This window comes from Puniceispirillum sp. (SeqCode) (genome assembly GCF_965657105.1).
Lineage (GTDB): Bacteria > Pseudomonadota > Alphaproteobacteria > Puniceispirillales > Puniceispirillaceae > Puniceispirillum.
This window is the reverse complement of record NZ_CBFHNB010000045.1, coordinates 1-18,665: the sequence shown is the minus strand read 5'-3', so window position 1 is coordinate 18,665 and position 18,665 is coordinate 1. Positions and strand designations below refer to the sequence as shown.

The following is an 18,665-nucleotide window of genomic DNA, read 5'->3' as shown; positions in this document are numbered from 1 at the left end:
TGAAACCAGGCATGGTGGTGTCGATGGAACCAATGATTATGATCCCCGAAGGCGATTCAGGGGCTGGTGGTTACCGCGAGCATGACATTCTGATCATCACCGAAGACGGGGCGGAAAATATCACCCAATTCCCATTTGGCACGGATGAAATGATCGTTGGGCGGTAGCCGCCTGACGCCATCTATTTTCCCACAAAAAGATCACGGTTTGAAGCGCTGAGGCGGGTGCCGCCTTGCGCCTCCAGCACAAAGCTTTCGCCCAGATTCATCGCCACGCCACTGTCGCTATCCATCAGGATCATATGCATGAAAAAGGCCATGCCTTGTTCCAGCACCACCGGATTGCCCTGATAGAACATCGGCCAGTCCATCCAGTTTGGCGAAAAGGTCGCCCCCATTGAATAGCCACAGGCATTGAGCCGCGCATGATTATAGCCGCGTGCGTCCATAACCCGTGCATGCGCGTCAAACACGTCGCCTACCGTATTGCCTATGCGAAAAGCATCATGACAGGCTTCAAGCGCCTCGACACAGGCCGCATGCATATCAATATGCGCATCCAATGCCCGCCCAATCGGGATTGTCCGCATCATGGCCGCATGATAATGCCGATATGCCCCTGCCCATTCGAGGGTAAGCTGGTCTTCATCCTGCAGTATTTTGCGACCGGAAAAATACCGGCATAACAACGCATCCTTGCCTGAACCGATGATAAATTCATTCGCCGGATAATCACCACCACCCGCAAAAATAGCGCCTTGCATCGCCGCCAGAATTTCACCCTCATCGGCACCTGGCTTGGCCAGTTCATAAGCCGCATCCAGCGCCGCATCCGATAGTTCCCCTGCCCGTGTTATATAGGCAATCTCGGCAGCGGACTTGACCAGCCGCAGACGCGAGATCATCTCTGACGCATCCACCAGTTCACCAAACCCGTCAAGTGCCGTATTCAGCCGCATAGCATTGCGACCTGTTAGACCATAGGCTTCATATTCAACGCCAAATTTGCTGTCTTTCAGGCCAAGCTCGACAAGAATGTCACGTAAATCATCGGCTGGGCTGGCACCATCGCGATCTATCCAGATGCGAATATCCGCTATGTTCGATGTATTCTGCGCCTGACGTAAATCGGGCGCGCGTGTCATCAGCACAACATCACCATCGGCAGTGAGCACCAAAGTCTGAAAAAACACATAACCAAACGTGTCATAACCTGTCAGCCAATACATCGATTCCTGCCGGAATATAAGCATCGCATCAAGCCCGGCCTGTTTCATCTCGGCCATCACCGCCATCTTGCGCGTGGCAAATTCAGCATCCGAAAAATGTAATGTCATGGGGTTCTCCTGTTTCGGGAATATATGGGTTTCAGGCGGCGGGGGTCATCATGATTCCCGCCCCTGTCATGTGGTGCGGCGTGCATGATCAATCCGGCCAATGATGTTCAGCAATATCTGCGCGGCCAATGTCGTTGTGCTGCCCGACAGATCATAATCTGGTGCCACTTCAACCAGATCCAGACCAATCACATCACCCCGCTTGATGAGACCCGCCAGCAATTCCAGCACCTCATAATACAGGAATCCACCATGCGACGGCGTACCTGTACCTGGGGCAATTGATGGATCAAAACCATCAATGTCAATAGTAACGTAATAGCGTCCACCTGCCGGAATGCGATCCAGCATCGCCGCTACGCCCATCGCACGGAACTGGCGCACTGACTGAATGTCAGATCCCATTTTACGGGCATCCTCATAGCCGTCGCGGGCTGTTGATGACACATTGCGAATGCCAATCTGCGACAGCCCTGTCACATAGGGTTTTTCTGCCGCGCGGCGCATCGGATTGCCATGACCATAGCGCACGCCATGCCGTTCATCGACAAAATCAAGATGCGCGTCAATCTGCACCAGATGGAATGGTTTTTGATCGGAAAACGCATTGATACAGGGAATATTGACCGAATGATCACCGCCCAGAACAATGGGAACAGCCCCCGCTTTCAATATCGCGCGGACGCCAGCCTCAATATTGGCGTGGCTTTGCATGGTATCAGTATGGATAATGTCAGCATCGCCTATATCGACAATCCGCACCTTGTCCGCTTCAAGATAGGTGACATCATCTTCATGGTCGTAGGCACCAGCATGACCAAAGGAAAACAGCGTTGATGCCTCACGGATACCGCGTGGCCCAAAACGTGCGCCTGCCCGAAACTGGGTGCCAAAATCAAAGGGCGCGCCAAGCACCGCAAAATCAGCATCAATACTATTCCAGTCTGGCTGATATGGATACTTGCCAAATGTACACAAACCAACGAAAGGCAGATTCAAACGCCCCGTTTCATATCCATGTCCGCTCATTTGCTAGGCTCCTTCATTCATGTAACGTCATAAGGTTATCTGACAGCCATTTGGCCTGATGGCAAGTTGGCAAGCTGGCAAATAGACAAAAACGCTAATGTAGTTAGGCCGTGCATGCAACCACCTATGCCAATGTAAAGCGATTGCACATTTGGGCTTTACTCGGATCGCTTTACGCGCAAAAGATAATCTTAATATAGAAAAAAAGGGTTTTCTAATGCTCACGGATGCGCAAAAACAGCACTATGATGATCATGGCTTTGTCGCCCCTATCGATATTTTTACCGCAGACGAAATTGCCTCGATCAGAGCTGATATCGAAGCGGCAGATGAACAATATCATGATGAGCTAGCGGGTGCTGGTCGCAATAATGCCCATTACGTTTTGCCTGTTCTGGACGCCATCACGCATGACAGCCGGATCCTTGATGCTGTTGAAAGTCTGATTGGCCGGGATATTCTGGTTTGTGGCACAACCTTATTTATCAAGCCGCCGCATACTGAAGGTTTTGTCAGCTGGCATCAGGATGCCCGCTATATCGGGCTAGAGCCACATAACTGGGTCACCGCATGGCTAGCAATTGATGATGTCGATGAACAAAATGGCTGTATGCGCATGATTAGCGGATCGCACAAAGCCCCCTTGCAAGATCATATTGATACATTTGGCAAGGATAATATCCTGACCCGTGGCCAGACCGTGCCTGATATCAAAATAGAAGATAGCGTCCCTGTCATCATGAAAGCCGGGCAGCTATCGCTTCATCATCCGCGTATTGTGCATGGATCAGGTCCTAATCACAGTGACAAACGCCGCATGGGATTTGCAATCCAGAGCTATATCGGCGCCAATGTCGATCAGGTGATTGGCAAAATCTGGGTGCAACATGCACGCGGTGATGATAAATATAAATATCATCAATATGCAGGCCGTCCAAGCCAGCCAATGCAACCTAGCGATCTTGCATTCAGACAAAAGGCTAATGACTGCCTTTCAGATATTTTTTACGCCGGCGCAGATAAAAAAGGGCAATTTTAATGAGTAATTTAGATCAGGCGATGGGACAATGCAGTATTGTCGAATGTATCACCAACCAGAACCATAATCCGGGCACATTTCCTGATGACGCGCATGTGCTTAGCAATGCCCAGATGCAGACCGCACAATCCGTCATCGCTGGCTGGCCAAGCTATAAACCAACACAGTTGCTTGAACTCGATGTTGTCGCCAAAGCCTGTGGGGTAAAATCGGTTCTTTATAAGGATGAATCTACACGTTTTGGCTTGCAATCATTCAAGGCGCTTGGGGGTGCCTATGCGATTGCAGACGTGCTGAGTAACTTTGTCAGCTCAGGCGGCAAGCCCGAAGACTTTACCGCCGCCACCGCGACTGATGGTAATCATGGCCGGTCGGTAGCATGGGGTGCCCAGCAGGCCGGATGCAACGCCAAAATCTATATCCATGCGCATGTCAGCACCGCCCGTGAAGACGCTATGAAAGCCTATGGCGCTGATGTTATCCGGGTTGATGGTAATTACGAAGCCTCGCTTGCTGCTTGTAAAAGTGACGCTGAAGAACATGGATGGCAGTTAGTATCAGACACATCATGGGATGGCTATTTGGATGTGCCACGTCAGGTTCTGGCAGGTTATTCGATTATTTCAGCCGAAGTCATGGATCAAATGGGCGAACAACGCCCAACACATGCCTTTTTGCCTGTCGGCGTTGGCGGTCTTGCCAGTGGTATCATTGGCCCGTTCTGGGATGATATGGGCAGCAATATATGCAAAGCCATTTCGGTTGAAAGCGCGATGTCAGCCTGTTTCCTTGAGAGCATCCGCAATGATCGTCCCACATTGGTTGATATTGCCGAAGAAACCATGATGGCTGGCCTCTCATGTGGCGAAATTTCGTCTCTGGCGTGGGATATGCTACGCCCAACCCTATCGCATTGCCTTAGCATTACCGATGACGGCGTTGCCCCCCTTATGCAGGCTTTTGCGCATGGTCACTTAACGTCGGACAACGTCAAAATCGAAGCGGGCGAATGCTCGACTTCAGGTCTTGCCGCTTTGATCGCCGCAACATCTGACCCGGCTCTCAAAAATCAGCTTGGCCTGGATGAGAACTCAACAATACTGTTGATTGGCACTGAAGGCGCAACCGATCCTGCACTTTACAGCGATATAACCGGTATCAATCTCTAGCTTGATAGGGACATAATATGCACATGGAACGTGGCTTTACGTCAGAAGAATTTGAACAACGTTGTCAACGCATTCAACAGGCGATGCACAAAAGCGATGTGGATGCTTTACTGCTGAGTTCAGAAGCCGAAATTCGCTATTTTACCGGCTTTATGACGCAATTCTGGCAAAGCCCGACCCGCCCTTGGTTCATTCTAATTCCGGCAGATGGCAAGCCAACAGCCATAATACCGACAATCGGCGTCCCACTTATGCAAGATTGCTATGTCGGTGACATCAAAAGCTGGCCATCACCCGCCGAAGATGACGATGGCATCAGCCTCGTATATGACGCCATTACCAGCCATATGGGATCAAAAGGCAGACTTGGTATGCTTATGGGGCGCGAAACCGTAATCCGTATGCCACTGGCCGATCTTGATAGATTACGCGCCCGATTGACGGATATAGAATGGGTCAATATGACAGCCGAAGTCCAGCATATCCGGATGATCAAATCACCAGCTGAAATAGTCAAATCACGTCATGTATGCAGCATGGTGTCATCGGTATTTGCCGATCTCCCTAATTGGGTAACAGCAGGTCTGCCCTTGCGTGAATTATTCCGCGAGTTCAAAATCCGGGCGTTACAGGCTGGCATTGACGATGTCAGCTACCTTGTTGGATCAGCCGGTCCAGGCGGGTATTTTGATATCATCGCCCCGCCAGATGGCCGCAAGCTTGCCGCAGGCGACGTCTTTATGCTCGATACTGGCTGTGTATGGGACGGCTATTTCAGTGATTTTGACCGTAATTTTGCCATTGGTCACGCCAGTGATGAAGCCAAAAGCGCGCATCACCAGCTTTATGACGCCACCCAAGCGGCCTTGGATATATTAAAACCTGGCATAACCGCGTCTGATTTATTTCATGTCATGGATAATATTTTGCGGCCAAATGCCAATCCAAATGATGGCGGCGGTGATGTTGGCCGATACGGGCATGGTCTGGGCACACAATTAACCGAGACACCCTCACATACAATATGGGACAAAACCGTAATTGAAGCTGGTATGGCTCTGACCATTGAACCATCGATTATCTATGGTAATGGGTTTCTTATGGTCGCCGAAGAAAATTTAGTCGTGACCGAGGATGGATTTGAGTTATTATCATATCGTGCTGATCGCGATCTTCCGATCATCGCATAACAACCAGGTGATAAAGGAAACAGATGATGGATGAAAACCGCGCCGCTAAAATAGCATTCAGCCGCCTGCCCTTTGACGTGATCGCCCCCCAGGATCTGCCCTTACAGCTTGGTCTTGTGACGCTGGAAACGGATCTCACAATCGAAAATGAATTCCGCTATTTTCTGGGTGATGGTGCGCTGTCACTGATCCATACACGGATCGCCTGCGACGATCAGGTAACTGCCGACAACCTGACAATGATGGAAGATCGTTTTGCCGAAGCATTATCACTATTTCCTCCAAAATATGCGTTTGATGCCGTTGGTTATGGCTGTACCTCAGCGTCATTACTCATCGGCGAAGACAATGTTGAAAAGATAATCAAATCGCATATTGACGCAAAACATGTGACAACACCCATGACCGCCGTTAAGCGTGGCCTGTCAAAACTAGGCGCGCGCAATATCGGATTTTTGGCACCCTATATCTCGGACATTTCGCAAAAAATGTGTGATGACCTGTCATCTGCTGGATTTAATGTTGCCACCGCCGCCAGCTTTGATGAAGATCGCGACTCGATTGTTGGTTGCATATCGCCATCAGCCATTATGGCGGCGATCACCGCTGTTGCTAACGATGCTGGCAGCGCATCGCTTGATGCTATTTTTGTTGCCTGCACATCATTGAAATGCGCACCAATTATTGCCGAAGCCGAAGCCAAACTTGGCATTCCGGTAATATCCAGCAACTCGGCTTTAGCGTGGGATATGGCACGTCTGTCGGGACTTACCGTTGGGGCGGCTGGAAAAGGCGCTCTGTACAGCTAAATCAGCACAGCTAAATCAGCCCGCGCTGAACCCTAGCGAAGCAGAATACTGTCATCGATGCTGGCCAGATCGCTTTTGCCACATAAGCCCATCGTGACATCAAGCTCCTTATGGATTATTTCCAGCGTCTCGCGCACGCCATCTTGTCCACGTGCGCCAAGCCCATATAAAAAGGCGCGCCCGATCAACGTCGCTTTGGCGCCCAACGCAATCGCACGTAACACGTCCTGACCTGAACGGATGCCGCTATCCATCCAGACTTCACTTTTATCCCCGACCGCATCGACGATTGCCGGAAGCGCCGCGATTGCGGATATCGCACCATCTAGCTGACGACCGCCGTGGTTTGATACAATAATGGCATCAGCGCCAACATTAACCGCTGCTTTTGCATCCTCGGCATCAAGCACACCTTTGATGATGAGCTTGCCACCCCATTGTTTACGGATTGCTGCCACATCGTTCCATGATAATGACGGATCAAACTGGCTATTCGTCCAACTTGCCAAGGACGACATATCTGCAACACCCTTTACATGCCCGACGATATTACGAAAAGCGCGCCGCTTTGTGCCAAGCATACCATAACACCAGCCTGGCTTGGTGGCCATATTGATGATATTTTTGATGGTCAACTTTGGTGGGGCGCTCAGCCCATTATGAACATCCTTGTGGCGTTGCCCAAGAATTTGCAAATCAAGCGTCACCATTAGTGCTGAACAATGTGCATCCCGTGCACGCTCGATCAGGCGCGAGACAAAGTCACGATCCCGCATCACATAAAGCTGAAACCAAAACGGTTTGTCCGAATTTTCAGCAACATCCTCGATTGAGCAAATCGACATAGTGGACAAGGTAAAAGGCACACCAAATTCCGCTGCTGCCCTAGCGGCAAGAATCTCGCCATCGGCATGTTGCATACCGGTAAGCCCAGTGGGCGCGAGCCCAACCGGCATCGTGACCTTCTCCCCTAGCATGGTCATCTCGGTTGAACGCTTGCTGACATCAAGGGCAACACGCTGGCGGAATTTTATCTGCTGCAAATCAGTTTCATTTGCCCGATAGGTTGACTCAGTCCATGAGCCGCTATCGGCATAATCATAAAACATTTTTGGAACGCGTCGTTTGGCGAGCTTTTGCAAATCATCAATGCAAGCGATTTTGGTCATTCGTTGAGCCTTTGACGTAAAAGCTTAAATTCACAGTAATTGCAAGCATTGTAAAGCCTATCGGCTGTGTTTCAGCATCATATTCATAAAGGCAACTGGCACCAACCCCGCGATCACAATCATCAAAGCGGGCAATGCCGCTTGTTCAAGCATTTCATCCTTGGCAAATTGATAAGTAAAGGTCGCCAATGTTTCGAAATTAAACGGACGCAACAATAAAGTCATCGGTAGTTCTTTCATGACATCGACAAAGACCAGCAAACCGCCTGCTAATAGCGAGCTACGTAAAAGGGGCAAAATCACCAGTTTTATACTGCTTGAATATCCATGCCCAAGAATACGGCTGGCATTCATCATATTGGGTGGCAAACGCCGAACCCCTGATATCATGGCACCATAGCCAACAGCCTGAAACCGAACAACATAGGCAAATAGCAAAATCCCCAGACCACTAATCAGGATGCCCAACACATGCCCGTTGGTAATTGTTGCAATCATGCGATCAAATGCGCTGGCAAAAATCAGCACACCAATAGCCAACATGGTTCCCGGGAACGCATATCCAAGCGATGATAGTAACGCTAGCGAGCGCACCCATTTGCCTGAGCGATATGTTGCGGTCAGTACAATGAAACATGAAACAACCATTACAAAAACCGATGCCATACCAGCAATCATCAGGGTGTTTGATATAATGCCCGAGATCGCTGCAAAATCAGTGCCGGCGTTATTCCCCAAAACGAAACTCAGCAATACCAGAACCGGAATGATGAAACCAAGCGCAAGCGGTATCATACATATCAGCCAGCACATAAACACCTTGCTACCATGCAGCACGATAGGCGTAACTGGCGTAGGTGGTTTGCCGTTGCCGGAAAATTGCTGGCGTGCGCGCGCATAAAGCTCTAACCCTAGCAGGCTAACAATAAAGACAAACCCCACCAACGAAATTTGTGCCGCAGCAACGATGTTATTCATCCCCAACCAGACATTGAAAATACCCAGCGTTATCGTTGGAATGGCAAAATATTCAACAGTGCCAAAATCCGAAACCACTTCCATAAGCACCAATGCCAAACCCGCCATAATCGCTGGTCTGGCAAGTGGCAATCCGACTGTCCAAAATTGTGATTTATTATGCACCAGTGCAATTTCAAAAAGGCTGGCTGGTGTCAGACGAAATGCAACGCGTGTGACCATATAAATATAGGGGTAGAGAACAGAGGCCATCACCAATATTGCCCCACCAAGCGACCTGATCTCAGGAAACCAATAATCTTGGGCTGTCTGCCAGCCAAAAACGCTACGCAAACCACTTTGTACAAAACCAGCATATTCAAAGAAATCTGTATATGTATAAGCTATAATATAAGCTGGAATGGCTGCAGGTAACAAAAGTGCCCATTCCATAACCGTCTTACCGGGAAAATGATAACGGCTCACAACCCATGCCGAACTGACACCAAAACCGATAGAAAGCACCCCAACACCAACCATCAGGATGAGCGTGTTACGCACATAAGTGCCTAAAACGGTATTCAGCAGATGTGACCACAGACCGTCACTATCGCCACTTGCTGTAATGACAAGCGCCAATACTGGTGCCAGAAACAAACCGCATAACAACACAACAGCGACCAGCCAGCGATCCAAATACTGGCGCGAAGCACCTGCCCAGTTGGTTAAAAATGTTGCTACCATAAAGCCTGTTCAACTGTCTTTTGCGGATATGATCGCGACAAGGGCTGATCACCTAATGTCATGTTCGATAAATATAAGGGGTATTATTAATAAGAATGATTATCAAAATCAAAAACCCTTTGCAAGTGTCAAACTGATAATCATTCGCAATTTTTAAGCTCTATAACAAAATAAGTGATTAAAAAAATTCTGTAAAATCGGCTCTTCCATTTTATCCACCTCGCGCCTATCTGTAATCAGGTAAAAAAAACTTATTAAACGATAAAAGACCTAGGAGCCATAATACATGCCAGAATTTATGACAGCGTTTATGACAGATGCCCTTGTCATCTCTATTCTACAAATTATCGCAATAGATATAATTCTGGGTGGTGACAATGCTATCATAATTGCTTTGGCCTGTCGTGATCTGCCAGCCCATCAGAAAAAGCTGGGCATTCTATGGGGCACAGCTGGTGCGATAATCCTACGTGTTATTCTGGTTTTCTTTGCTACAACTTTGCTAACCGTCCCGGGTCTAAAGCTTATTGGTGGGCTCTTGCTTTTATGGATTGGCGTCAAGCTACTTATGGAAAATAATGCTGAAAGTGAACATAAGGTCAATAGCTCCAAAGGTCTTGCATCTGCCATTCGCACCATCATCATTGCCGATTTTGTTATGAGCTTGGATAATTCGATAGCGATTGCGGCGGCGGCGAAAGGTAATATGTATCTCGTGGTCTTTGGCTTGCTTCTAAGCGTGCCAATCATCATCGGTGGCAGTGCTATTATCCTCCAGCTGATGTCACGCTATCCGGTCATCATCAGCATGGGCGCAGGACTATTGGGATGGCTTGCCGGTGATTTAATCGTTAATGATCCGCTTCTCAAAGCCTATCTGACCCAACATATACCGTATGCGGATATCGTCTTTGCAGGTGGATTTGCGGTGGCTGTTATCATCAGCGGGCGCGTGCTGGCAAAACGACACAAGACGGTTTAGTCAGTCGCCATATTACTGGACATAATGCCTATATACGCCCCTGTCGTAATGATCGCGACAAACCCGACCCATTGCCAGTAATCAAGATATTCACCTAAAAATAGGGCCGATGATGCGGCCGCAACGATAACCTCAGACAGCATTACAATGCCTACCAGCCCAGGCGAAACATATTGATTGACGCGAAAAATGATCAAAACTGACGGCAGAAAAATACACACGGATGCCACAAATGCTATTGGTAAGGCGCTTGCTAGCACGCCCATATAAGCTATTGGCAGGCCCAGAAACACCGCCGCTATAGCGGCTATTAAGCCGCCTACGGCATATTGAAACAAGGTGATGTTCATAACATTGGCGTTTGGATATTTACCGATAATGATCGACCCCACTGACCAACTTAAGCCTGATAGAAGCCCCAGAAAATCACTTTTTGAAAACTGCATGTCAAAAACATTCATTTTCATGATCAGAATGCACCCGATCAATCCCATGCTAATCGCTATCCACCGTGCTCTGTTTAGTCTTTCAGCCAGATATATACTGCCAAGTAAGGTTGACCATATGGGCGTCAGATAAAACAGCACTGTCGTTTTAGTAACCGATCCCACCACGAGCCCAAGAGAATAAAGCGCAAAGCCAATGCCCATAGCACCACCGGCAGCAAGATAAACAACCCAGTCCTGACGATTTGAAAGCAGTGATTTTCGGCAAAATGGGAACAAAGCTATAAAGGGCAAAGTCTGAAAAATGACCACAACCCATAGTGCACTGATGCCCAGACTTTCGACATAACGCATGGGCACCCAGATCAATCCCCACACCGATGCCGCCGCACAAACCAGCAGCAAACCTGTTCGCTTATTCGTTGATTGAGAAGTTAGCTGTGAAATGTTCAATATGTACCCTGTGCCAAAGTAATGGCGTCCTGTTTAATTATTGAAGATCAGCAAAGGCATCCTGAAGGCGGCCTACAGCTTCTACAATAAGGGCGCGGCGTGTTGCCAGATTAAAGCGCATAAAACCATCACCACCGGCTCCGAAACTACGACCAAAATTCCCAGCAATACGGGCATTTTGCGTGACGCGATGATTAAATTCATCTTCACTCATGCCGGTATCGGCGAAGCCAACCCAGGCCAGATAAGTCGCCTCCAGAGGCATGATCGTCAGGCCTGGAATTTTGCGAATCCCTTCGGCAAAAATGCGGTTATTTTCAGCCAGGTATAATCGCAACGCGTCAAGCCATTCATCACCATGCTTATAGGCTGCCTCAGACATGATCATGCCAAATCGGTTCAAAGACGTGCCTGCCGCTTTTTGCGCTTTTAGAAATTGTTCACGCAACATTTTATTTTCAATAATCACACTGCCCAGCATCGAACCTGCAAGATTGAATGTCTTTGTTGTTGCGGCCAAAGTGATAAGATTAGCCTCAAATTCGGGTGCAATTTTCGCCAGCACATGATGTTCATTTCCATCTAGGATAATATCATGATGCACTTCGTCACTTATCAGGATGATGTCCCGTTCAGCACAGAAAGTGATAAGCGCGCGTAACTCGTCTTGTGTCCATATGCGGCCACCGGGGTTATGCGGCGAGCACAGAAACATCAGCTTCTCATCCCCCTGAAGTTGCAACGCCAAGGCATCCAGATCCATAGAATAGCGCCCATTATCAAGTACGAGCTCAGACTCGACAACTCTGCGGTCGTTAGCTTTGATGAGCCGCTGGAACGCGTGATAGACTGGTGAGAAAATGACCACACTGTCGCCAATATCGGTAAAGGCATGAACAGCAAGCGATAGCGCATTTACCAGACCATGTGTATTCACGATCCAGTCTGGCTGCACAGTCCAATCATGCCGCCGCTGCATCCAGTCAACAAGCGCATTACGGAAACTTGTATCATCGCCATAATAGCCATATACGCCATGCGCATACATATCTCTCACCGCATCAGCCACCGCCTGCGGGGGTTTGAAATCCATATCGGCAACCCACATGGGAATGCCGTCATGCGGCGACACATTGTAATGTGCCTGCATGCTGTCCCATTTATCCGAATGGGTATCTACGCGATTAATAATTTCATCAAAATCTATAGTCATCAAAACCCTATCGACAAATATCCGATTGCCTGACAGCCAATACATGCAAAGGTAATACCCTAGAAATCATTACAAAAAACAGCCAAAAAGCCAAACAGCCACGCGGATTATCTAATAAATTACAGTCGTTTATCAGCACAGGTCAAGACATCAGCTTGAAAGATGTTGTCTATAATGTAGCGTCAAGTGCGGTGATCAGCTTTTGCACTTCATCAGCATGCGTATAATGCACAAAGCTCAAACGTAGCACACCAGGGTCACATGCAACGCCCATCGCCTCAATCAGACGGACAGCGTAAAAATCGCCACCACCTGCCATCACACCATGCCGGGCAAGCCTCTTGGCTAATTCAGGAGCTGGCTTGTCAGAATGCACAGCAACGGTTGGTACACGTTGCCCTACCTTGTCAGTCCCCATAATGCGGATGTCATTTCGGCTGCGCAGATAATCAAGCAAAGGCGCTAAAATCAAATCTTCGTGATCACGTTGCAACTGACGGACCGCCCTACCGCGCGCTGCCGCATCAGCATTTGGCGGAAAATGATGGTTGTGTATAAGGTCAATATAATCAGCCATACCGGCACAGGCAGCAATCTGCGCATGATCTGGTCCAGCGGGGGTAAAGCGCTTATAGCGCACATCACTGTTAAAAAAATGTCCCTGATTTGGCAATCGATCCGCCAGATCGCGCGCCACAAACATGATACCTTGATGCGGGCCATAGGTTTTATAGCTTGAAAACAGATAGATATCGGTTCCAAGGGCGCGTATATCAGGCAACCCATGCGGTGCCATGCTAACCCCATCTGTACAGGTAACCGCCCCGACATCATGTGCCATACGCACAATTTCGGCGACGGGGTTTTCCTGACCCACAATATTCGAGCAATGCGGGAAACAAACCAGCTTGACGCTTTCATCCAGAATCGACGCAAGCGTTACGAGGTCAAGCTGACCGCTTTCGCCGTCAACATGCCATTCGCGCACATCAATACCCTGCGCGGTAAGGCGCCGCCACACGCCGCTATTGGCTTCATGATCCTGATCTGTCACGATAATGGCATCACCCGCAGACAGCATCTGACCAAACGCATGCGCCAATACATAGGTATTTTGGCTTGTTGATGGGCCAAAACTGAGTTCATCACTATGAATATTCATCAAAGCCGCAAGCCGTGAGCGTGCTTCGTCCATTTCCTCACCGCCAAGGCGCGACGCCTCATACGGCGCATAGGGTTGCACCTTTCGCTCACGATAAAAACGATGTAAACGATCAACAACCTGTTTGCATGTATAGGAACCGCCTGCATTTTCAAAAAAGGCCTGCCCCGCCAGTGATGGTTCAAAAAAAGCCGGAAACTGGCTACGGATGAAATCTATGTCCAAGGCACTCATGACTGTTCCTATATATTTACAAGCGTGATTATTGCGTTTTGCTATGGTCACGCAAACTCGAAATTGTGGCACGTGGGCTAATGGCTTCTGTGCCTATCATAAGTTCTAATACGGCACCGGTCGGCGATGCCAACGCACGGTCAAAAGCAGCACGAAACGCTTGGGTGCTGGCGACGCGCTCGCCATAAAACCCATAAGCTGATGCCAATGTCACAAAGTCGGGATTCACAAGATCGGTTCCTGAGACACGGTTTGGATAGGTTCGCTCTTGATGCATACGGATTGTACCATAGCTGCCGTTATTCAAAATCAGGATGATAGGCTGAATATTTTCCTGCATCGCGGTGCCCAGTTCATTACCATTCATCTGAAAATCACCATCACCGGCAAAACATAGAACCGTGCGATCAGGATATTTGACCTTGGCAGCAATAGCGGCGGGAACCCCTGCACCCATGGCACCACTTTGTGGTCCCAGCAACCGTGCCTTATGTCCAAATTTCATAAATCGATTCGGCCATAGCGCAAAATTACCTGCCCCATGCGTCACGATCACATCATCAGGCAGAACATCGTCCAGAACTGCCATCACCACGCGCATATCTACAGGGCTATCTTGAGGATCAATTTTGAAACTTGATAGATAGGTTTTCCGGGCAGTATGACACCATTTTTGACGTTTTGAATTTGCTACCAACGTGCATGTCGATAAGGCTTCGGCAAAACAGTTAGGTCCCGCATGAAGCGGAATATCTGCCGCATAAATTTTACCCAATTCGCCATCAGATACATGACTATGAATCAATTTGGCTTTCATATTGGGACTGTCAAAAAGCTGATAAGCATCGGTTGTCATTTCACCAAAACGAATATTGATCGCCAGAATTAAATCAGCCTCTCGCAACATTGACTTCATATAGGAATGCATACCAACACTGGCATCACCAGCATAGCAATCATGGTGGTTATCGATGATATCGTGAAACCGGTGTGCCGCGATAATGGGCAGATTATTTATCGCACTGAATTTACATAGCGCCTCGACACCGTCATCATTCCAGCGGCTTCCTCCAACCATGATAACCGGCTTGTCCGCCTCATTGAGCATGGCTTCAACCGAATCCAATTGCGGCATTGATATGCCGGGTTCGGGAATGCGAACAGGCTTGCATGGCGCGGTCGCAACTTTTTGCGTCAGCAATGTTTCGGGCAAAGACACAATAACGGGACCTGGGCGACCACTCAAAGCCGTGGCCCATGCCCGACTGATAAATTCTGGAATACGCGCCGCGTCATCAATTTCAACAACCCATTTAGCGATACTGCCAAAATAGGCTGTATAATCGATTTCTTGAAACGCTTCGCGGCCAATCATATCACCGCCAACCTGACCGACAAACAACAGCATTGGCGTTGAATTTTGCATAGCTGTATGCACGCCAATTGACGCATTCGTGGCACCAGGTCCCCGTGTCACAAAACAAAGCCCCGGTTCACCAGTGAGTTTGCCCCAAGCCTCAGCCATATAGGCTGCGCCACCTTCCTGTCGCGCCATGATGAAACGGAATTCATCTTGGTGATCAAACATGGCATTCAGAACAGCAAGGTAAGATTCACCCGGGACACCAAAGCCAACCTTGGCACCCAGTGTTATCAGGCATTCCATCAACAGGCTGCCACCATCTCTCATAGCCGTATCCATACCCAATGAAGATGCCCCCTGACGTCAATTAAGGTTATATCAGGATGAAAAGATCACGAACATTATTTTGAAATATTAGCGACCATGGAAACCGCTTTGGCAAAGGGAGCCACACGCCCCCCAGACAAGCCCGGCACATTGATACGACTGTCACCAACGACATACATACCATGATCAACACGAAGTGTTTCAACCTGCTCAGACGAAAGCCCAAGCCGTGAGAACATACCGCGATGGTCTTTTATAAAGTCAAAATGATCTGAATTGCATTGCTGGCGCAATGCTTCGGCAAGATCTTCACGCACCGTCAGCATGGCTAGGCGCATCTCTTCTAATTCGGCTTCCCACTCGGCGCGCAATTCACTATCAGATAGAATGATAGCTACCAAAGCAGCACCATGATCGGGCGCAAAAGAATAGTTCATCCGGTTCAAAGTGGCCAAATTACCCTGTGTTAGGGTTGCTGTATCCGCATCCTTGGCAATAACCATCGCACAACCAACACGGTCACGATAAAGGCCAAAATTCTTGGAACATGACGCCGCCACCATCATTTCTGGCATCCGCGACGCCATTGTGCGCATAAACATCGCATCTTCTTGCAGACCGTCGCCAAAACCCTGATAGGCAATATCAACAAGTGGCATGACATTTTTTTCCAGAACAAGATCGGTAATGGATTGCCATTGATCTGCTGTCAGATTGGCACCTGTTGGATTATGGCAACAACCATGAAGTATCAGCATATCGCCAGCACGCATGCCTTGAAGCGATGTCATCAGGCCGTTAAAATCAACCCCGCTTGTTGCTGAGTCAAAATAATCATAATTCTCAGTTTTAAAACCAAGATGCTTTGCCATTGCCACATGCGATGGCCAGCTTGGGTTGCTGACCCATATAGTCGCGTCAGGATTCAATAGTTTCATGGCTTCGAAAAGCTGATGTAATGCGCCAGTGCCGCCAGGTGCTTGCAAAGTTGCCACACGATCTGCCGCAACAGTGTCTCCCAATACAAGTTTGCGCATCTCATCCCTAAACACCTCATCTCCAGCAAGCGCCTTATAGGATTTAGATGTCTGCTCGGCATGTAAACAGACTTCGGCTTTTTTAACAGCTGTCATAATCGGTGTTTTACCGTCAGCATCTTTATAGACGCCTACCCCAAGATCGATTTTATTTTCGCGCCTATCGGCGGCAAAAAGTTTACCAAGACCAAGAATGGGATCAGCTTTCGCTGGAATGAACTTTTCAAGCATAATAATGTTCCGATTGTAAGGGCTGTCTATCTATTTTGTAGGGCAAATCTGCCGTTCAAAGCAAACACTTTTAGCTAGCGTTTAACTTCGGGTATCAAACCGCGAGGGGCAAATCTTAGCACCAACAGCAAAACCAGACCCATAGTAATCAAGCGCATATGCGCGGCGCTATTCATCAGATGCACGCGTAACCAGTGATCTTCTGACATACCCGACGTAAGCGTATCAATAAGCCATAATCCCATTGGTTCGGCTTCAATCCAGAAAAACCAGATTATGAAACCACCAAGGATTGAGCCCCAGTTATTACCTGACCCACCAACGATAACCATAACCCATATCAGAAAGGTAAACCGAAGTGGTTGATATGTTGTGGGGGTAAACTGACCATCCAGAGTCGTCAGCATCGCACCTGCAACACCTACAACGGCTGAACCTAGAACAAACACCTGCAAATGCCGCCAAGTGACGTTCTTGCCCATCGCGCTGGCAGCGGTTTCATTATCCCGAATGGCGCGCATCATACGACCCCAAGGTGATCGCAATGCCGTCTCGGAAAGCCATAGAATTATCAACAATACAGTCGTAAATAATACGGCATAGCATAGCTTGACGACAATCGATGACGCGTCATCAACCTGCATACCCAGACTTTGTGCCCAATCCTGAAAACGGACTGAATTATTTAAATCGACTTCATACGGAACAGGACGCGGCAAACCAGCCACATTCTTCACACCACGCGTAAGCCAATCCTCAAACTTGAGAAAATAGATAATAATTTCCGAAATACCCAATGTTGCGATCGCCAGATAGTCTGATCGAAGACCAAGTGATATTTTTCCAACCACCCATGCCGCACCTGCGGCAAAAACACCACCAACAAGCCAACTGAAAATGATGGGCATGCCAGCCCCACCCAGAAATCCGGTCTTTGCTGGCTCGACCGACTCAATCGCTAACACAGCGGGATCAATGATCATCCGCATAATGATATAGCCAATGAGAATGGCAAGGCCAGTCAGCCAGTAACGTCGCCGCCCCATCTTGGCAGTCTTACGCCAAACAAATATGCCAGTAACGATCATACCCAGACCAGCGATAAGACCACCAATTATACCAAGGCCACCCACCTGCCATGCTTCAGATACAGGTTGCGATGCTACCAACACCCCGGCTAGACCACCAAGCGCAGCAAAGCCCATGATTCCGACGTTAAACAGACCTGCATAGCCCCATTGGATATTAACTCCAAGCGCCATGATCGCCGAAATCAAACACAGGTTTAAAAGCGATAGCGATACACTCCAGCTCTGAATAAAGCCGACAAAAACGAGCAAACCTGCCATGATTGAGAAATAGACAAGATTTCTTTCTTTATCTGTCATATTGATTTCCCACTAAAGATACCGGTTGGCTTCACCAGAAGCACGATCACCAGGATGACAAAAGAAACGGCAAATTTATAATCGGTAGATAGGAATTGCACCAATCCTTCGGGCGCCATGCTTTCTGGTAGCATATAAGTTACAACGCGCTTATACGCGAAAGTGATGATCAACTCGGAAAAAGCAATGACAAACCCACCGGCAATCGCCCCAATCGGACTCCCCACACCGCCAACGATGGCGGCCGCAAAGATTGGTAATAAAAGCTGTAGATAGACAAACGGTTTAAAGCTCTTATCAAGACCATATAACGTGCCTGCAATTGTTGCCAAAGCCGCTGTTATAATCCATGCGATCATCACAACTCTATCTGGATTAATACCCGAT

General features: G+C 48.4%; 16 protein-coding genes and 1 pseudogene. 6 read left to right on the top strand and 11 right to left on the bottom strand.

All coding sequences use genetic code 11. From position 1 onward, the window contains the following. Positions 1–167, top strand: a pseudogene (locus ACTF7Q_RS07375) (creatininase); the annotation flags it as partial. A 14-nt stretch (positions 168–181) separates the two neighbouring features. Here ACTF7Q_RS07375 and ACTF7Q_RS07370 read toward each other — a convergent pair. Continuing rightward, positions 182–1,336, bottom strand: coding sequence for a M24 family metallopeptidase (locus ACTF7Q_RS07370; RefSeq protein ID WP_438997206.1), 1,155 nt, complete (start codon positions 1,334–1,336; stop codon positions 182–184). 66 nt (positions 1,337–1,402) lie between these two features. Then, positions 1,403–2,365: an agmatinase gene (gene speB, locus ACTF7Q_RS07365; RefSeq protein ID WP_438997205.1), complete on the bottom strand. Its 963-nt coding sequence runs from the start codon at positions 2,363–2,365 to the stop codon at positions 1,403–1,405. A 217-nt stretch (positions 2,366–2,582) separates the two neighbouring features. On the opposite strand from speB, the gene ACTF7Q_RS07360 reads away from it, so the two are divergent. Genes ACTF7Q_RS07360 through ACTF7Q_RS07345 form a run of 4 tightly spaced genes read left to right on the top strand, consistent with a single transcriptional unit; the run spans position 2,583 to position 6,572 of the window. After that, entirely contained in the window at positions 2,583–3,404 is an 822-nt protein-coding gene (locus ACTF7Q_RS07360) for a phytanoyl-CoA dioxygenase family protein (RefSeq protein WP_438997204.1), read from the top strand. Next, positions 3,404–4,573: a diaminopropionate ammonia-lyase gene (locus ACTF7Q_RS07355; protein ID WP_438997203.1), complete on the top strand. Its 1,170-nt coding sequence runs from the start codon at positions 3,404–3,406 to the stop codon at positions 4,571–4,573. Before ACTF7Q_RS07360 ends, ACTF7Q_RS07355 begins: the two co-directional genes overlap by 1 nt. Before the next feature lie 17 nt (positions 4,574–4,590). Beyond that, on the top strand, positions 4,591–5,763 hold the full coding sequence (locus ACTF7Q_RS07350) for a M24 family metallopeptidase (protein WP_438997202.1): 1,173 nt from the start codon (positions 4,591–4,593) through the stop codon (positions 5,761–5,763). 23 nt (positions 5,764–5,786) lie between these two features. Next, positions 5,787–6,572 (top strand): maleate cis-trans isomerase family protein, encoded by a 786-nt coding sequence (locus tag ACTF7Q_RS07345; protein ID WP_438997201.1) that lies wholly within the window; start codon positions 5,787–5,789, stop codon positions 6,570–6,572. Between the two features lie 32 nt (positions 6,573–6,604). On the opposite strand, the gene ACTF7Q_RS07340 is transcribed toward ACTF7Q_RS07345, so the two are convergent. Both ACTF7Q_RS07340 and ACTF7Q_RS07335 read right to left on the bottom strand, forming a co-directional pair. Then, positions 6,605–7,741, bottom strand: a complete 1,137-nt coding sequence (locus ACTF7Q_RS07340) for an alpha-hydroxy acid oxidase (RefSeq protein ID WP_438997200.1) — start codon at positions 7,739–7,741, stop codon at positions 6,605–6,607. Positions 7,742–7,798: 57 nt separating this feature from the next. After that, positions 7,799–9,442 (bottom strand): ABC transporter permease, encoded by a 1,644-nt coding sequence (locus ACTF7Q_RS07335; RefSeq protein ID WP_438997199.1) that lies wholly within the window; start codon positions 9,440–9,442, stop codon positions 7,799–7,801. Between the two features lie 286 nt (positions 9,443–9,728). Between ACTF7Q_RS07335 and ACTF7Q_RS07330 the strand changes: the two genes are divergently transcribed. Then, positions 9,729–10,424: a TerC family protein gene (locus ACTF7Q_RS07330; protein ID WP_438997198.1), complete on the top strand. Its 696-nt coding sequence runs from the start codon at positions 9,729–9,731 to the stop codon at positions 10,422–10,424. Here ACTF7Q_RS07330 and ACTF7Q_RS07325 read toward each other — a convergent pair. The 7 genes from ACTF7Q_RS07325 to ACTF7Q_RS07295 form a co-directional block, all read right to left on the bottom strand. After that, the gene (locus ACTF7Q_RS07325) at positions 10,421–11,323 is read right to left on the bottom strand and encodes a DMT family transporter (protein WP_438997197.1); all 903 of its coding nucleotides are present in this window, start codon (positions 11,321–11,323) and stop codon (positions 10,421–10,423) included. The two genes, ACTF7Q_RS07330 and ACTF7Q_RS07325, sit on opposite strands and share 4 nt — an antisense overlap. 37 nt (positions 11,324–11,360) lie before the next feature. Continuing rightward, on the bottom strand, positions 11,361–12,536 hold the full coding sequence (locus ACTF7Q_RS07320) for a MalY/PatB family protein (RefSeq protein WP_438997196.1): 1,176 nt from the start codon (positions 12,534–12,536) through the stop codon (positions 11,361–11,363). Between the two features lie 169 nt (positions 12,537–12,705). Next, positions 12,706–13,932, bottom strand: a complete 1,227-nt coding sequence (locus tag ACTF7Q_RS07315; RefSeq protein ID WP_438997195.1) for an aminotransferase class V-fold PLP-dependent enzyme — start codon at positions 13,930–13,932, stop codon at positions 12,706–12,708. Between the two features lie 28 nt (positions 13,933–13,960). Beyond that, positions 13,961–15,622 carry a thiamine pyrophosphate-dependent enzyme gene (locus ACTF7Q_RS07310; RefSeq protein WP_438997194.1) on the bottom strand — a complete coding sequence of 554 codons (1,662 nt, stop codon included), beginning with the start codon at positions 15,620–15,622 and terminating at the stop codon, positions 13,961–13,963. Positions 15,623–15,696: 74 nt separating this feature from the next. After that, positions 15,697–16,890, bottom strand: a complete 1,194-nt coding sequence (locus ACTF7Q_RS07305) for an aromatic amino acid transaminase (protein ID WP_438997193.1) — start codon at positions 16,888–16,890, stop codon at positions 15,697–15,699. Positions 16,891–16,964: 74 nt separating this feature from the next. Next, a complete protein-coding gene (locus ACTF7Q_RS07300; protein WP_438997192.1) occupies positions 16,965–18,278 on the bottom strand; it encodes a branched-chain amino acid ABC transporter permease in 1,314 nt (437 codons plus the stop codon). Continuing rightward, positions 18,275–18,665, bottom strand: a 391-nt coding sequence (locus ACTF7Q_RS07295) for an ABC transporter permease subunit (protein WP_438997191.1), incomplete at its 5' end; no start/stop codon positions are given. The genes ACTF7Q_RS07295 and ACTF7Q_RS07300, both read right to left, overlap by 4 nt.

Excerpts from the sequence above, each read along its gene's own strand:
- ACTF7Q_RS07330 (WP_438997198.1), top strand. The coding sequence starts at position 9,729 with ATGCCAGAATTTATGACAGCGTTTATGACAGATGCCCTTGTCATCTCT.
- ACTF7Q_RS07340 (WP_438997200.1), bottom strand. The coding sequence starts at position 7,741 with ATGACCAAAATCGCTTGCATTGATGATTTGCAAAAGCTCGCCAAACGA.
- ACTF7Q_RS07320 (WP_438997196.1), bottom strand. The coding sequence starts at position 12,536 with ATGACTATAGATTTTGATGAAATTATTAATCGCGTAGATACCCATTCG.
- ACTF7Q_RS07355 (WP_438997203.1), top strand. The coding sequence starts at position 3,404 with ATGAGTAATTTAGATCAGGCGATGGGACAATGCAGTATTGTCGAATGT.
- speB (WP_438997205.1), bottom strand. The coding sequence starts at position 2,365 with ATGAGCGGACATGGATATGAAACGGGGCGTTTGAATCTGCCTTTCGTT.
- ACTF7Q_RS07345 (WP_438997201.1), top strand. The coding sequence starts at position 5,787 with ATGATGGATGAAAACCGCGCCGCTAAAATAGCATTCAGCCGCCTGCCC.
- ACTF7Q_RS07300 (WP_438997192.1), bottom strand. The coding sequence starts at position 18,278 with ATGACAGATAAAGAAAGAAATCTTGTCTATTTCTCAATCATGGCAGGT.
- ACTF7Q_RS07310 (WP_438997194.1), bottom strand. The coding sequence starts at position 15,622 with ATGAGAGATGGTGGCAGCCTGTTGATGGAATGCCTGATAACACTGGGT.
- ACTF7Q_RS07370 (WP_438997206.1), bottom strand. The coding sequence starts at position 1,336 with ATGACATTACATTTTTCGGATGCTGAATTTGCCACGCGCAAGATGGCG.
- ACTF7Q_RS07350 (WP_438997202.1), top strand. The coding sequence starts at position 4,591 with ATGCACATGGAACGTGGCTTTACGTCAGAAGAATTTGAACAACGTTGT.
- ACTF7Q_RS07335 (WP_438997199.1), bottom strand. The coding sequence starts at position 9,442 with ATGGTAGCAACATTTTTAACCAACTGGGCAGGTGCTTCGCGCCAGTAT.
- ACTF7Q_RS07315 (WP_438997195.1), bottom strand. The coding sequence starts at position 13,932 with ATGAGTGCCTTGGACATAGATTTCATCCGTAGCCAGTTTCCGGCTTTT.
- ACTF7Q_RS07360 (WP_438997204.1), top strand. The coding sequence starts at position 2,583 with ATGCTCACGGATGCGCAAAAACAGCACTATGATGATCATGGCTTTGTC.
- ACTF7Q_RS07305 (WP_438997193.1), bottom strand. The coding sequence starts at position 16,890 with ATGCTTGAAAAGTTCATTCCAGCGAAAGCTGATCCCATTCTTGGTCTT.